The sequence below is a fragment of the Hymenobacter rigui genome (assembly GCF_003944715.1).
Lineage (GTDB): Bacteria > Bacteroidota > Bacteroidia > Cytophagales > Hymenobacteraceae > Hymenobacter > Hymenobacter rigui.
The window spans coordinates 1-15,085 of the sequence record NZ_RWIT01000006.1 but is presented as its reverse complement, the minus strand read 5'-3'; the positions used below and the strand labels follow the sequence as shown (position 1 = coordinate 15,085).

Annotated in this window: 13 protein-coding genes and 1 tRNA gene; 8 read left to right on the top strand and 6 right to left on the bottom strand. The window is 56.2% G+C overall.

Annotation, left to right across the window (positions count from 1 at the left end; genetic code table 11):
• Positions 1 to 150: 150 nt before the first annotated feature.
• Both EI291_RS12725 and EI291_RS12720 read left to right on the top strand, forming a co-directional pair.
• Complete coding sequence (locus tag EI291_RS12725; protein WP_125420462.1) at positions 151 to 1,290, top strand: acyl-CoA dehydrogenase; 1,140 nt, start codon at positions 151 to 153, stop codon at positions 1,288 to 1,290.
• 158 nt (positions 1,291 to 1,448) lie between these two features.
• Positions 1,449 to 2,372 carry a helix-turn-helix domain-containing protein gene (locus EI291_RS12720; protein WP_125420460.1) on the top strand — a complete coding sequence of 308 codons (924 nt, stop codon included), beginning with the start codon at positions 1,449 to 1,451 and terminating at the stop codon, positions 2,370 to 2,372.
• A 114-nt stretch (positions 2,373 to 2,486) separates the two neighbouring features.
• On the opposite strand, the gene EI291_RS12715 is transcribed toward EI291_RS12720, so the two are convergent.
• The 3 genes from EI291_RS12715 to EI291_RS12705 are packed head-to-tail and all read right to left on the bottom strand — an operon-like array spanning position 2,487 to position 4,422.
• The gene (locus EI291_RS12715) at positions 2,487 to 3,317 is read right to left on the bottom strand and encodes a geranylgeranylglyceryl/heptaprenylglyceryl phosphate synthase (RefSeq protein WP_125420458.1); all 831 of its coding nucleotides are present in this window, start codon (positions 3,315 to 3,317) and stop codon (positions 2,487 to 2,489) included.
• Positions 3,295 to 4,029, bottom strand: coding sequence for a hypothetical protein (locus EI291_RS12710; RefSeq protein ID WP_125420456.1), 735 nt, complete (start codon positions 4,027 to 4,029; stop codon positions 3,295 to 3,297). Before EI291_RS12710 ends, EI291_RS12715 begins: the two co-directional genes overlap by 23 nt.
• 6 nt (positions 4,030 to 4,035) lie before the next feature.
• Entirely contained in the window at positions 4,036 to 4,422 is a 387-nt protein-coding gene (locus EI291_RS12705) for a phage holin family protein (RefSeq protein WP_125420454.1), read from the bottom strand.
• A 143-nt stretch (positions 4,423 to 4,565) separates the two neighbouring features.
• Between EI291_RS12705 and EI291_RS12700 the strand changes: the two genes are divergently transcribed.
• Positions 4,566 to 5,738, top strand: coding sequence for a J domain-containing protein (locus tag EI291_RS12700; protein ID WP_170172627.1), 1,173 nt, complete (start codon positions 4,566 to 4,568; stop codon positions 5,736 to 5,738).
• Positions 5,739 to 6,066: 328 nt separating this feature from the next.
• On the opposite strand, the gene nagB is transcribed toward EI291_RS12700, so the two are convergent.
• Positions 6,067 to 7,986: a glucosamine-6-phosphate deaminase gene (gene nagB, locus EI291_RS12695; protein WP_125420450.1), complete on the bottom strand. Its 1,920-nt coding sequence runs from the start codon at positions 7,984 to 7,986 to the stop codon at positions 6,067 to 6,069.
• Between the two features lie 378 nt (positions 7,987 to 8,364).
• On the opposite strand from nagB, the gene EI291_RS12690 reads away from it, so the two are divergent.
• Positions 8,365 to 8,736, top strand: coding sequence for a hypothetical protein (locus tag EI291_RS12690; RefSeq protein ID WP_125420448.1), 372 nt, complete (start codon positions 8,365 to 8,367; stop codon positions 8,734 to 8,736).
• Positions 8,737 to 8,808: 72 nt separating this feature from the next.
• Here the strand turns inward: EI291_RS12690 and EI291_RS12685 are convergent, their stop codons facing one another.
• Both EI291_RS12685 and EI291_RS12680 read right to left on the bottom strand, forming a co-directional pair.
• A complete protein-coding gene (locus EI291_RS12685; protein ID WP_125420446.1) occupies positions 8,809 to 9,213 on the bottom strand; it encodes a hypothetical protein in 405 nt (134 codons plus the stop codon).
• 145 nt (positions 9,214 to 9,358) lie between these two features.
• A tRNA-Phe gene (locus tag EI291_RS12680) sits at positions 9,359 to 9,431 on the bottom strand.
• 181 nt (positions 9,432 to 9,612) lie between these two features.
• Between EI291_RS12680 and EI291_RS12675 the strand changes: the two genes are divergently transcribed.
• From EI291_RS12675 to EI291_RS12660, 4 genes are all read left to right on the top strand, one after another.
• Complete coding sequence (locus EI291_RS12675; RefSeq protein ID WP_125420444.1) at positions 9,613 to 11,010, top strand: 4Fe-4S dicluster domain-containing protein; 1,398 nt, start codon at positions 9,613 to 9,615, stop codon at positions 11,008 to 11,010.
• 128 nt (positions 11,011 to 11,138) lie between these two features.
• The gene (locus EI291_RS12670) at positions 11,139 to 12,035 is read left to right on the top strand and encodes a (Fe-S)-binding protein (protein ID WP_240635536.1); all 897 of its coding nucleotides are present in this window, start codon (positions 11,139 to 11,141) and stop codon (positions 12,033 to 12,035) included.
• A gap of 103 nt (positions 12,036 to 12,138) precedes the next feature.
• Entirely contained in the window at positions 12,139 to 12,651 is a 513-nt protein-coding gene (locus tag EI291_RS12665; protein WP_240635535.1) for a hypothetical protein, read from the top strand.
• Between the two features lie 115 nt (positions 12,652 to 12,766).
• A complete protein-coding gene (locus EI291_RS12660; protein ID WP_240635534.1) occupies positions 12,767 to 14,698 on the top strand; it encodes an OmpA family protein in 1,932 nt (643 codons plus the stop codon).
• Positions 14,699 to 15,085 lie beyond the last annotated feature (387 nt).

Here is a 15,085-nt window from a genome sequence, read left to right as displayed (position 1 = left end):
CGGCTTCCGGGCTTATACAGGTCGGTTCCTAGAAAAAATCTGTGGTGTCTGCTTAATCTGCAAAATCTGCGGGTTAATTTTGAGTCGCCAGCGAATTTACGCTTCGGCACAACCAGTCGCATTTTTCCCACCCCACCCCTTATTTACTGCATGGATTTTCAGCTCACCGAAGAACAACTGGCCGTACAGGCCGCCGCGCGCGACTTCGCGCAGAATGAACTGTGGGCCGGCGTAATTGAGCGTGACGAGCACCAGAAGTTTCCTGCCGAGCAAATCAAGAAAATGGGTGAGCTGGGCTTCATGGGTATGATGGTGAGCCCCGAGTACGGCGGCGGCGGTATGGATACCGTGAGCTACGTGCTGGCCATGGAAGAAATTAGCAAAGTAGATGCCTCCTGCTCCGTTATCATGTCGGTGAACAACTCGCTGGTGTGCTGGGGTCTGGAGAAATACGGCACCGAGGAGCAGAAGCAGAAATACCTGACCAAGCTGGCTACCGGCGAAATCATCGGGGCTTTTGCCCTGTCGGAGCCCGAAGCCGGTTCCGATGCTACCAGCCAAAGCACCACCGCCGAGGATAAAGGCGACCATTACCTGCTCAACGGCACCAAAAACTGGATTACCAACGGTTCCTCCGCATCGGTATATCTGGTAATTGCTCAAACCGACCCCGAGAAAAAGCACCGCGGCATCAACGCCCTGATTGTGGAGCGTGATACCCCCGGTTTTGTAATCGGCCCGAAAGAAAACAAGCTCGGCATCCGTGGCTCCGACACGCACTCCCTCATGTTCACCGACGTGAAAGTGCCCAAGGAAAACCGCATCGGTGAGGATGGCTTCGGCTTCAAGTTCGCTATGCAGGTGCTGGCCGGCGGCCGTATCGGCATTGCCGCGCAGGCACTAGGTATTGCCTCGGGAGCCTACGAGCTGTCGTTGAAGTACTCAAAAGAGCGCAAAGCCTTTGGGGTGCCAATTTCGCAGCACCAGGCCATCCAGTTCAAGCTGGCCGACATGGCAACGAACATTGATGCTGCCCGTTTGCTGTGCCTACAGGCTGCTCACGATAAAGACGGCCACCACGACTACGCTAAATCGGGCGCTATGGCGAAGTTGTTCGCTTCCAAAACGGCCATGGATACGGCTGTAGAGGCTGTGCAGATTCATGGGGGGTACGGTTTCGTCAAGGAATTCCATGTAGAGCGCATGATGCGGGATGCCAAAATCACGCAGATTTACGAGGGAACCTCTGAGATTCAGAAAATTGTAATCTCTCGGGAAATTCTCAAATAAGATCTGAATTGCCTAAAAGTCAGACTTGTTGCACAAAACCCAGTCAAATATTGGCTGGGTTTTGTGTTTTTGTGAATTTTTATATGTTATTTTGTATTACATAAGTCCGGGGTACTATTTCCCGGCCACATTGAGCCAAAACAAACCACCCGCCAAAGATGGAAGATTATAATAAAGTAATAGAGTCACTGGGGGTTCGCTACATCAAAGCGAAAAACCTAGTGTTGCAGCAGCCCTTCACCGTAAAAAACTCATACGATGTAGGCAATAACCTGATTCTGTTGCACAAAGGTCGTATTTCCTTTGGCGATGAAGATCAGGCAGTTGAAGAAGGTGAAATGCTGTTTATTCCGGGCGGCCGGGCCACGAAGGTGACCTACGGCGAAACCTCGAATAAGAGCATCACCAATGATGATCTGATTACCAACAAGGACAAGTTCTTCCACTCCAACTCCAACCTCGACCTCATTGGCGATGCGGAGGAGAGTCACTCTTTCGTGAGCTTTGAGGCGAAGGTGTTCGATTCGGTGAACTTCTTTGCTTCATTGGATGTGCCAGCCTTCCTCATTACCGGCAATTCCAAGCTGGCTAATCTGGTGATTAAGGTAGTAGAGGAGAGCCTGCAGGAACTGCCCGGCCGGGAGCGGCTGATTACGATTTACACCGAGAATATCGTGGTGGAAATTGTGCGCTACATCCTCAAGAACAAGATGTTCGTGGAGCAGCTGGCTACCAACAGCACCTACTTCAAGGACCCGCGCCTCATTGACCTGTTCAACTACATCAAGGAGAACATTGGCGGCGACCTATCGAACAAAGTGCTGTCGGGCGTGGCCAACGTGAGCGAGGATTACGTGGGTCAGTACTTTAAAATGCTGACCGGCATCAACCCGCAGGACTATATTGAATACCAGCGCATGGAGCGCGCCGTGTTCCTGCTGCGTACCACCAAGAAGAGCATTCGTGATATTGGGAAGGAAGTGGGCTACAAAGACACCGCCTACTTCTGCCGCCGCTTCAAGATGATGTTCGGTATTCCGGCCGGTAAAATGCGCCGCCGCGAATCGGCCATGAACATCTAGTACTATTGATTCCGCGGATTTTGTGGACGATCGAAAAAAGGCCACCGTTCTATCCAGAACGGTGGCCTTACCTTTTGGTGCTTTGAGTGGGTTGTGTCGAGGTGGGTGGGGCTGTTACTGATTGCGGCCAGAAGCGCCAACTGAATCATTCACGAAATCTGCGGTACCCGTCGAAAAATCAGTGGAATCAGTGGTCTGATTGAATTGATGTACTGTGCGCGACATGTCGGCCAGAAACCCCGGGTCTTTTTCGATCTGGTTGCCAACGACAATGATATCGGCCCCGGCCTGTAGAGCCGCATAGGCTTTTTCAGCGGTATTGATGCCGCCGCCTACAATGAGCGGTGCTTCAACGGCTTGGCGCACCGCCCGAATCATGGCGGGGGAAATGGGGTACATGGCCCCGCTACCCCCATCCAAATACATTAGTCGCAGGCCCAACTGCTCGCCGGCCATAGCAGTGCAGGCGGCAATACTTGGTTTATCGTAGGGCAGAGGCGTAGTGCCGCTGATGTAACTGGCCGTGGTCTGGCGGCCGGTATCTACCAGCATGTAACCGGTAGGCAGAATCTGCAGGTTACTAGCGCGCAACAGTGGCGCTGCAATAACGTGCTGACCAATCAGAAAATCGGGGTTGCGGCCCGAAATCAGGGAAAGCAGCAGGATACCATCGGCCTGCGCATCGAGGTGCAGGCTGTGGCTCGGGAACAGTAGTACCGGCACCGCCGAGCGGCTCTTGATAAAACGAATGAGGGCAGCCTGGTGCGCACTCGTCACCAGGCTGCCGCCCACAAAAAAGTAATCTACTGTATGTGTTTCACTCAACTCTAGTAGGCGCTGGCAACCGGCTTCGTCCAGATTGTCGGGGTCCAGCAGGACCGCCAACGACTTCTGGCCGTTTGTCCGGCGTTTGCTCAGGGCATCATACAGGCTGGTGAGGCGCATCCGCGTCGTCGTGGTGATAAGTAAACTCGATATCCTTGGTTTCGGGCTCCGCGTGAAGCGTACTTGCCGTTGCAAGGTCGGGATTTTTGAGGATTGGCAAGTAGTCGCCGGCTTTCTTGGCAATATAGGCCATCAAAACCGCCGAGGCCTGTGCCACCAGCATCTTGCCGGTATCCGACTGCAGAAAGGATTTCACGGCCGAAGCAAGAATAGAGGATGCTTCGCCGGACTGCGGCTGCGGCTGGGGCTGCGGACGGTAAGCGCGGGCCGGCACCGACGCCGGGGTCGGCTGAAACGGGTCGGCATCCGTGTGATATACGTCGGGGGCAATATCGGCCCGCTCCGAAGCAGGTGCTGTGTGCGTCCGGCCCCGATCAAACTGATGATGTCCGGAGCCAAAGCCCAGATCGTCGGCCACGGCCGTATCCACGGCGGTGGCAGCTGGTGGGCGGCGGGTGCGGGGAGCTTTCAGGCGGTGCCGGTCGTACTCATCGGCGTGAGCCAGGTGTTTGCTGCTTTTACCGCCGAAGGCTTTGCTCAGCAGCCAGATACCGCCCAGTACCCCGGCCCCGATGGCCACGTACTTGCTTACTTCCTGGGTTTTGGCTTTAATTTCCTCGACGTCGCCCAGCAGGGCACGCTCGTATTCCTGCTTCTGGCGCTCCAGAAACTCTTTTTCGTCCTCGAACAGTGGATTATGCAGATCGGCCATACAGGGTTAGGCTTGGCGTTTGTCGGATTTGTAAATAGTGTTGTTCAGGAGCTTGTCGGCCAGGCCCTGGAAGAGCTTCTTATCTATTCCAACCAGAAAAATGACCAGCAGCAACAGGTAAAAGCCTGCCACAATACCGAAACCCCAGTAAGGGCTATGCAGCACATCATTGAGCAGCAAGGCTATAAACAGGTTCAGAAATACAAAGAACAGCAGACCAATGAGACCCAGGGTAACTCCGTGTACGGTGCCAACGAAGGCGGTCTTTACTTTTTCCTGTGCTTCCAGGCGTACCAGGTCAATGCGCGTATCGAGGTAACCCATCAGGTTTCCCATCAGGTTATCGGTACGGGGTGTTTTGGACGTGTCGTCTTCAGTGGAGAATAGGGCCATTGGGAGAGAATTTGCGGAAAACAACGTTACAGGGTTACCAGGGGAAAATGATCTGGCTACCGGTTTCACGGTAGCAACCTCTTACGGAAAAGGGCGCGGTGTGTCTGAAAATTGGCGTACTTTTACTATATACCATCTACTCGTTGAGCCAGAATCATTACACGGTATTAGGCGTTTCCGCTTCCGCTTCGGCGCACGACATCAAGGTGGCCTACAAACGGCTGGCCGTGCAGTATCATCCTGATAAGCACGGTGGCAACACGCTGTACGAAGAGCTGTTTAAGGCGGTAGCGGCGGCTTACCGGGTATTGGGTGACCCCGGCCGCCGCGCTCAGTACGATTTCCAGCTGCAGGTAGCCGCGCGTCGCGCTGAAGAGGCCCGGCGGCAGCAGCAGTATCGCAACCATAGCCAACGAGTGTATGGCGTGCCCATGCCACCGCCCGCTCCGCTGCGGACACGCCCGCCGGCAGGGGCTCACGAGCGACACTATCGACCTATTCCGCGCCAGAAAGTCAGTTTCACCCGCCGCGACTATTGGATGGCGGCTCTGCTGGTGGCGGGGTTTCTGCTGTTCATTATATCTGTAAAGATTACCATGGACCATGTATCGGGGGTGCGCAATTACGAGCGGGGCCTACGGGCCTACGGACAGCATAACTGGGAAGGCGCGCACAGCTACTTCACCGATGCCCTACACTTTAAACCGGGCTATGGTCCTGCCCTGCAGCGCCGGGGCGAGATAGAGCAGCTGGCCCAGCACGGCTACGCCCAGGCTCTTGACGATTTTCAGCAGGCTTTGAGTAGCGCTCCGTTGCGGCAGCAAGGTCAACTGTGGCTTCGCCTGGGACAATGCCGGGCGGCGCTCGGCCAGCCCCAGGCTGCTCAGGCCGCTTATGCCCGCGCCCTGACTCTGGACGCCACTTTGGCCCGCGCCTGGCTGTTGCGGGGCGAATACTATCTGTTTAAACGGGAGCAGTATCAGCAGGCCGATTCATTCTTCAGCCAAGGACTGAAATATGCTCCCGTCGCGGAGCGGCTTCGGGGCAAGCTGTTTACTTTCAGAGGCTTGGCCCGATTCAAGCTGAAGCAGTATGAGGCCGCTCAAAGTGACTATTGGGAGGTACTTAGTATCACCCCACGCAGTGGACAGGTGTATTTTCTGTTGGGTCGGGTGGCGCAGCAGCAGCGGGAGCCGGAGCAGGCGTGTGAATATTTTCGGCGGGCCATCGTGCAGGGCTACGAGTTTGCCCGCGCTGCTCAGGACTCAACCTGCCGCCCTGGGAGTACCTCAATAGCAGCCCCGATAGCGCAATAGAAACGCTTTTTTGGAATAGCAAGGGCGTTGAGGCACCGATATTGCCGACTGCTGAGCGAGGCTTGGCCGTTGGCCGCAGGCACTTCCTAACTACAGCAGCCGCACTCTGGGCGGTTGTGGCGCGTAAATGGCACCAAAACCCACTCAGGTACGGCTGCGACCAGACAAGCCTGAAAAATGGAAAGGTAGGGCGGAACTAATAGCCTGTCTGGTAATGGAAAACGTCAGTGTGTAGGCCACAAAGTCGCTGTGCCAAACCGAAAGGTTGCGCGGCTTTATCCGAAGCATAGATTTTTCGTTTACGCCAGCGCAGTTCCGCCCTGCCCACTTAAAAATGCCAGCGCACGAAGGCCTCGATACCTTCGTATTCGGGCAGGCCCAGCTGGTCGTAGAGGCGGGCGGTGGTGCGGTTGCGCTCCTCGGCCCGCTGCCAGAACTCTCGTTGGTCGGCCCCCGGAAACAACGGGCGGTCCTTCTGGCTCTGGTGCTTGAAAATGGCGCGCCGCTTCCGCGTCAGCTCCTGGGGTGAAAGAGGAACGGCCATTTCAATCTGGTCCACATCCCACTCCTGCCAGGCCCCCCGGTACAGCCATACGCGGCAGTCAGCGAGCCAAGCGGTATCGGCGGCCTTCAGCCGGCGGATGGCCTCAAAAATAGCCGTCAGACACACCCGGTGCGTCCCGTGCGGGTCCGATAGGTCGCCGGCGGCGTATACCTGCTGGGGCTGCACCTGGTTCAGCAAATCCATCGTCAGGCGGATGTCTTCTTCGCCAATCGGCTTTTTACGCACCCGGCCGGTTTCGTAGAACGGCAAATCCTGGAAGTGAATGTTCGGGTCAGGAATGCCGGCGTACCGGCAGGCGCTTTTGGCTTCGCCCCGCCGAATCAGGCCCTTAATCTGCTGCACCTCATCGGAATCTACCTGGCCTGGCAGCTTGTTGCGCAGGAAATCGGCCACGCGGTGATACAGGGTTTCGGCAGGCTGATCATCCAGCCGGAACATGCTGTCATACTCGGCCACGAACTCCGCAAACCGAATGGCCTCATCATCAAACACGGCAATGTTGCCGGAGGTCTGGTACGCCACGTGCACCTCGTGGCCTTGATCTACCAGTCGCAACAGGGTGCCGCCCATGGAAATAACGTCATCATCAGGGTGAGGCGAAAAGATGAGCACCCGCTTCGGGAATGGCGCTGCCCGCTCGGGGCGGTCCGTATCGTCGGCGTTGGGTTTGCCGCCCGGCCACCCCGTAATAGTGCGCTGTAGCTGCCGAAATACCCGGATGTTAATGTCGTACGCCAGCCCCGACTCCGCCAGCAGCTCCGAAAGGCCGTTTTCGTTGTAGTCTTCGTCGGTAAGCTTGAGAATGGGCTTCTGCAGGGTGCGCGCCAGCCACGTCACGGCTTTGCGCACCGTGGGCGCGTGCTGCCAGTTGAGGGCGCGGCCCACCAGCCAAGGCGTTTTCACCCGCGTCAGCTCGGCTCCGGCCGCCTCATCCAGAATTACCCGCACGTTGGGATGTTGTTGCAGGTAAGTGGCCGGTACCGAGTCAGTGGGCTCGCCTTCCACCATGCGCTTCACCACGGCGGCTTTGCCCTCGCCCCAAGCCAGCAGCACTATTTCCCGGGCTTCCAGAATAGTGCCGACCCCCATCGTTATGGCCCGACGGGGCACATTTTCTTCCCCGTAGAAGTCCGACGCTGCGTCAGTGCGAGTAATGTGGTCGAGGGTAATCAGGCGGGTGCGAGAAGCGGCTCCCGAGCCTGGCTCGTTGAACCCAATGTGACCGGTGCGCCCGATGCCCAATACCTGTAGGTCAATGCCTCCGGCTTCCCGGATCTGCTCCTCGTAGCGCCGACAGAACTCGGCTACCTGCTCCTGGGGCCGGGTTCCATCCGGAATGTGCACGTTCTCGGGGCGTACATCAATGTGGTCGAACAGGTACTCGTGCATGAAACGCACATAACTCTGCAGCGAATCGGGCTGCATGGGATAGTACTCGTCGAGGTTGAAGGTGACTACGTTCCGAAAGCTGAGACCCTCCTGTTGATGCAGCCGCACCAGCTCTTCGTACAAACGGGTAGGAGTGGAGCCAGTGGCCAGGCCCAGTACGCAGGTGCGGTTTTCGGCAGCCCGCTGCCGGATGAGGTCGGCAATTTGCCGGGCTACGGCAATAGAGGCCAGTTCCGAGTCTGGGTAAATAGTAGTGGACAAACGCTCAGCGCGGAGTTCAGCGGTAGTTGACATAACAGGTAGCAGGAAAGGTGGGAAAGGAATGGGCTGGGAAGTACACAGTTCCGCACGAGAAACTCCAGCTATTTTCCAAATACTTTTCCCCGGCCACGGGCTTCCGCGCGGTGCCGTTAGCCGAATGCATATGCGGGTCACGCTATGTCACATTCGGTACCATTACTACGGCCTATATGAGTTCTACAGATTCTCAAATAGCTTTCCGTCTGGTATGTGCACCGAAAATACAGACTAGAGCAGGCCTCAGGGGGGCGCAACACATGTCACAAACGGCTGGTATCCTTCCTTTACGCCACAGGCGTAAGCCTGCACCTTGCATAAGTGGCTACTGCTACCAGCAGTGCCGCTTCTTTTCACTGTGTTTTCTGCCGGACTATGCTCTCTACCAATACCAAAGATGCTTATCTGTGTGAGCTGGGATTTACACGAATTTCCCTGTACCGCTCCTGGGACTATCCGGTAGGAAACGGGGAGGCCGCATTCATCCCGATTACCGACGTGCGCTACCTCCACCAGACCGTGGCTGCCGATGGTACCCGTCTGTACGCCTATGCCTGGGTGGAGGAACCAGGGATTCTGCTTACTACTGAGCGGCATATTTCTGCCCTGGAGCATATCGTGGCTGAACTGGAAACCAACGACTTTCGGCTGCTCAGCCAGCAAATTGAGAAGTTTTTCCAGCGGCACGGCGGCCGCGGCGTGCTGATTTCCTCCGCCATACATTCTTCCCTGCCCATGCTCTCTTAACAACGCCGGGCCAGGGGTACTGGCATTGCCCCCGGCCGCACAGGCGCTGGTGGATACAGCGTAATAAACCGTTTAGCGGCTGTAGTGGTCTTCTACCTCCTGATAGGGCATGCCCGGTGTGCGGCCCGTGTCTTGGAAGCGGAGAGAAAGGGTATGGTCAGTCAGCTCGATGATGGTGGCGCGGGCTCTGCCGTAGCTAATTTCCTGTCCCTGCCGGGTGTACGCATTGCTTCCCCAGGAATTACCGTCCCGAATGTCCCGATAGTGCATGGAATCGGGCGTAATCACTAGGTAATAGCTGTTATCTGGCGTCTCCTCCTGACTAATGAGCTGACCGCTCGCACTAAAGTTGTAAGCCGTATTGGATACCGCGTGCCAGCGGCCCTGCAGCTGGGGCTCTGGCTGGGGCGAATCCTTTCCGCAGGAGGTAAGAAGCAATGCGGCGCTGAGCAGGCTGGTAGTGTATAAGTATTTCATAAAGAGTAGGGTAGTAGGTAAGAAAGGTAACGGTTTCAATCAATGTTACGCTAATGCCGCCAGAGTGCAGGCGCAGCAGAGCAGTATAACTGCCGGCAGTGAAACAACAAAAAGCCCGTTCCTGGATCAGGAACGGGCTTTTTAGTGGTAATGATTGGAATCGAACCAACGACACCAGCATTTTCAGTGCTGTGCTCTACCAACTGAGCTACATTACCAGCTCTGGGCGTCCTTAAGAGCGTTACCGCCTTTGGGGAGCACAAAAGTAGTAAAGGTTTTTCAACCTGCAAGAACTCCCGTGATTTTTTTTCTGGAGCGAAACTAACGGTTGTAAAAGCTGTAATTTGTTATGCATACCGAGTATATTTCGGGCTGAACCCCAAACCTACCCAAATTCCCGTGCACTTCTCCATCCAAAACATCCTCTTCCTGCTGGTGGCGGTAGCGGGCTTCGGCCTGTTTGCCTGGCAGGCGCGGAAGATCCGGGCCAATATCCTCGTCGGGCGCGACCGGGATATGAGCGGCCACGTTAATGAGCGCCTCTGGAAAACGTTGTTGGTGGCCTTCGGGCAACAGAAGATGTTCAAGCGGCTCACGCCGGCCTTCTTACACCTGATTGTCTACATCGGCTTCATCGTCATCAACATTGAAGTCATTGAAATCATGGTGGACGGCCTGTTCGGCACTCACCGGTTTCTGCAGTTCCTGGGGCCTTTGTACTCGGCCCTGACTGGTACCAACGAGGTGCTGGGCGCGCTGGTGGTGCTGGCCGTGGTGGCCTTCTGGTGGCGCCGCAACGTGGGCGTGGTGCGCCGCTTCACCGGCCCCGAGCTACGGGCCTGGCCCAAGCTCGACGCCAACGTGATTCTCTACGTGGAGGTTATTCTGATGGTGGCTCTGTTCACCATGAATGCCGCCGACCTGAAGCTGCACCAGCTGGAAGGCAAGGCTCTGCCCGGCGCGTTTCCCATCAGCAGCCTGCTCACGGGCCTGTTCCCGGATAACCTAACAGCCCTGGCCGTACTGGAGCGTGTGGGCTGGTGGGCGCACATTGTAGGCATCCTCTGCTTTCTGAACTACCTGCCCAGCAGCAAGCACTTCCACATCATCATGGCCTTCCCGAACGTGTTCTACTCCCGGCTGGTGCCGCAGGGGCAGTTCTCGAACGTGGATAGCATCACCCACGAGGTAAAAGCCATGATGGACCCCAGCTACCAGGTACCCGCCCCGGCCACCAACCCCGATGGCTCGGCCGCCGCACCCACGCCCTTCGGGGCCAAAGACGTGGACGACCTGGCCTGGACCAACCTGCTCAACGCCTACTCCTGCACCGAGTGTGGCCGCTGCACCTCGGTGTGCCCGGCCAACCTCACCGGCAAGCTCCTCTCACCCCGCAAAATCATCATGGATACCCGGGATAGGGTAGAGGAGAAGTACAACTCGCCGCTGATTTTCCACCCCAGCCTGTACGGCCCCGAGGCCAAGCACAACCCCCAGGAGCAGCTCGACAAGGAAAACCACACCCTGCTGCGTGGCTACGTAACGCCCGAGGAGCTGTGGGCCTGCACCACCTGCAACGCCTGCGTGGAAGCCTGCCCCGTGAACATCAATCCTCTGGAAAGCATCATCGAGATGCGCCGCTTCCTGGTGCTGGAAGAGTCAGCCGCCCCCAACTCTCTGAACGTGATGTTCAGCAACATCGAAAACAACGGCGCGCCGTGGGCCTTCTCGCCCTCCGACCGGTTCAACTGGGCCGACGACCTGTTCGTGACGGAAAAAACGCCGGTAACGGCCTAGTACAAGCAGACCGCCGCGCCACGCAGAGCACAGCAGCTCGCGGGCTGGCGTTGTAATCCTAATCAGACATCAGCACGCGAGATGCTTCGGCTCCGCCTCTGCATGACGACCCTAACCACCTCAATATAATGGCTGAGCAAACTGCCAAGCGTCCCGTATCTGTTCCGCTGATGGCCGACCTGGCCGCCCGGGGTGAGTCGCCGGAAATCCTGTTCTGGGTAGGCTGCGCCGGCGCCTTCGACGACCGGTACAAGCGCGTAACCCGCGCCTTCGTTCGTATTCTGGAGCACGTGGGCGTGAGCTACGCCGTGCTGGGCATGGAGGAATCCTGCACCGGCGACCCGGCCAAGCGCGCCGGCAACGAGTTCCTGTTTCAGATGCAGGCCATGACCAACATTGCCACCCTCAATGGCTACGGCATCAAGAAGGTGGTAACGGCTTGCCCGCACTGCTTCAACACCATCAAAAACGAGTATCCTGCGTTGGGTGGCGAATTTGAGGTGATTCACCACAGCACTTTCTTGCAGCAGCTCATCAACGAGGGCAAGGTGACGGCCAAGGGCGGTGAATCGTTCAAAGGCCGCCGCATCACCTTCCACGACTCCTGCTACCTGGGCCGCGCCAACAACATCTATGAAGCGCCCCGCGAGGTGCTAGAGGTGCTCGACGCCGACCTGCTGGAAATGAAGCGCTGCAAAACCAACGGCCTCTGCTGCGGAGCCGGCGGTGCCCAGATGTGGAAAGAGCCTGAGCCCGGCAAAAAAGACGTGAACGTGGAGCGCGCCGAGGAAGCCCTGGCCACCCTCGACGGCGACGCCGACGTGCTGCTGAACCTGCAGGGCGTGGAAAGCACCGCTCCCGTGCTGCCCGCCGGCTCCAACCGCGGCGGCAGCGTGATTGCCGTGGCCTGCCCCTTCTGTATGACCATGATGGCCGACGGCGTAAAGAATAAAGAGCGTGAACAGGACGTGCAGGTATTCGACCTGGCCGAGCTGATTGCCTCCGCTGAAGGCCTCAACGCGTAGTTAGTTGTCAGTTGTCAGCATCGTCCGGACAACTGAACTAGCAACTGGCAACTGATAACGAAACAGCAGCCCCGCGCCGGAACTTCCGAGCGGGGCTGTTTCTTTGTATATTAAAGCAGATTCTACTCGTCGTATGTACGTTCCCTTCGCCAAATTGCCAGCTTCTGCCCGGCTCTGGATTTATCAGGCTAATCGTCCCTTCACTACTGCCGAGGTAGAGGCACTGCAGCCCGCATTGCAGCATTTCGCCGCCGACTGGACTAGTCACGGGCGTGCCTTGGCCGCCTCTGCTGCCGTTTTTCATCATCGGTTTCTGGTAATCGGTCTGGATGAAGCAGTGGCCGATGCCAGTGGCTGCTCTATTGATGCCTCAGTGCGGTTTGTCCGGCAGGTAGAAGAACAGTTTGGGATTGAATTGCTGGATAAGTCCCGGCTGGCCTTTCTACTCCAAGATGAAATTCAATTGCTCGACCGTCGAGAGTTAAAGCAGGCCGTATCTTCCGGAATGCTGCTCCCCGGCACTCCCTATTTTGATAATACCATCGGTACGCAGGCTCAACTGCAGACGGGGTGGCCGGCACCTGCTGCTTCTACTTGGCTTGCTCGATATTTTTAAAGTGATGGAAAAACAGTCGATTTACCCTGAAAATTTGCATAATAGTAGTATTATTAGCGCCAAGTTGGCCAAAATGCGGGTCACCTATTCCGTCCAAACCTCCTTCCTTTCCTCCATGCGAAATTTTACTCTGCTGTGTGCTACCGTAGGTTCTGCTGCCGTGCTAACCGGCTGTGCAGCTTCCGGCGGCATGAGTAAGGCCGACAAGCGTTTTGCTCGCGGTGAATATGAGTCGGCTATTGCCCTCTATAAGGCTGATGTGGCCAAGGGTAAGAATGTTGCCATGGCCAATTACCGGCTTGCTGAATCATACCGCTTATCTAATCGTATCGAGCAAGCCGAGTCATACTATAAAGCAGCAGTCGATGGAGGAGTTAAGAATGCTGATGCCAACTACTATTACGCCCAGGCATTGCGGGCTAACGGAAAGTTTGATGAAGCAGCCGCTCTGTTCGAGAACTACGCGCAAAATGGCGGCAACCGTACACTGGCGGCCCGCGCCGAAGTAGAAGCTAAAAACGCCAAGGCCGCCAACAACATCGTAGCCATGCGCACCAATAACGAGGTGATGCCGCTCGATCAGATCAACACGCCGGCCGCCGAGTTTAGCACCACGCGCATTCCCGATACCAAGGAACTGGTATTCGCCTCCGGCCGCGAAGGCAAAATATACCCCGGTAATGGTGAGGGATTTAATGACCTCTATGCCATCAAATTCGATGATGAGCAGAAAATGACCGGTGGTACTGTACGGAAGCTTGACCCCATTATCAACTCCGCCGACAAGCACGAAGCCAGTGCCACCTATTCGCCCGATGGTAAGATGATGGTGTTTGCCCGCTCCAATAACGGCTCTAAGAAGGGGTATCTCAGCGTTGATCTATGGGCATCCTACTTCCGCAACGGCGCCTGGACGGAGCCCGAAATCCTGCGTGGGGTGAATAGTAGTACCGCCGATGAGTTTTCACCTGTCTTCTCGCCCGATGGTCAGACGTTGTACTTTGCTTCAACCCGTAAAAACGGCTCCGGCGGCAACGATCTGTATAAAGCAACCATGGAAAGCCCTGGCCGCTTCTCTACTCCTGAAAACCTCGGTGACCAGATCAATACGCCCGGCAACGAAAACTTTCCGGCAGTTGCCCCCGATGGCACCTTGTACTTTTCCTCCGATGGGCATCCCGGCCTGGGTAAGCTCGACATCTTTAAGGTAGAGAAAGGTAAAGTGGTCAACCTCGGAGCTCCTATTAATAGTAACGGCGACGACTTCGCTCCCTTTTTCACGGATAAAAAAGCGGGGGTCTTCTCTTCAAACCGCGCCGGTGGCAAAGGCTCCGACGATCTGTACATGTTCCGTGAGAAGCCCATTAAACTGGTAACCTTCCACGCCGACGGTACACTGGTGGAACGCAACGATAAAACCGGCGAAACAGCCCCGGTTGCCAACGAAGCCGTTACGCTCTATGACAGCAAAGGTCAGAAGCTACAGGAGGTAACAACGGGTACCGATGGTAAATTCAGCATCAAACTGGATACTGCTGCCGCCAACTACTCCCTTATGGCTGACCGCGACGGGTATTTCACCGCCCGTAACTCCGTCAGCACCGTTGGCCGCAAGCCCGCTCAGGATGCTCTGCCCGAATTAATGAACGAGGTGAAAGTGCCCGTAACCCTCACGCTCACCAAAATCGTGAAGAATAAGGCCATTGTCGTCGAGAATATCTTCTACGACTATGACAAGGCAGATATCCGTCCTGATGCAGCCGTAGAGTTGGATAAACTGGTGCAAACGCTCAACGATAACCCCAAAATCACCATTGAGCTTAGCTCGCACACCGATTCACGGGGTAAAGACGCCTACAATATGACTCTCTCGCAAAAACGTGCTGAGTCAGCAGTAGCCTACATCGTATCAAAAGGCATCGACAAATCACGTATTACGGCCAAAGGCTATGGCGAAAGCCGCCCTGTGCTCAAAAACGCCAAAACAGAAGACGAATTCCAGAAGAACCGTCGCACTGAATTCAAGGTGACCAAGATTGCCGAGTAAAGCCCGGTAATACTTAATATAGGTGATGAGGGCCCGATCCACTTGTGTGGATCGGGCCCTCATCATACCTATATGATAAGAGCCCGTTTTACCCCTTCACAAGGGCATATAAGCAGCGTAGCAACCATCAATGTAGCGTCTAAGCCCATCTTACAAATAGTCTGTAAATTAATCTACCTGATAATCTGGCAGAAAGCTGCCCTTCGCCGGCCTTGAACGGGTTTTTTCGCCGGTGGGTTTGGAAATGCCGCGGCAACCCGCCACTTTTGCACTCCCAATCCGGAACGCGGAGCGGGCCGCTGCCAACCTTCGGGCCACCAGCGCGAAACGTCTTCCTCGCCTCCCGGCCCTTTTAGCCGCCCCCGTCTTTCCTTCGGAAAGGCCCGG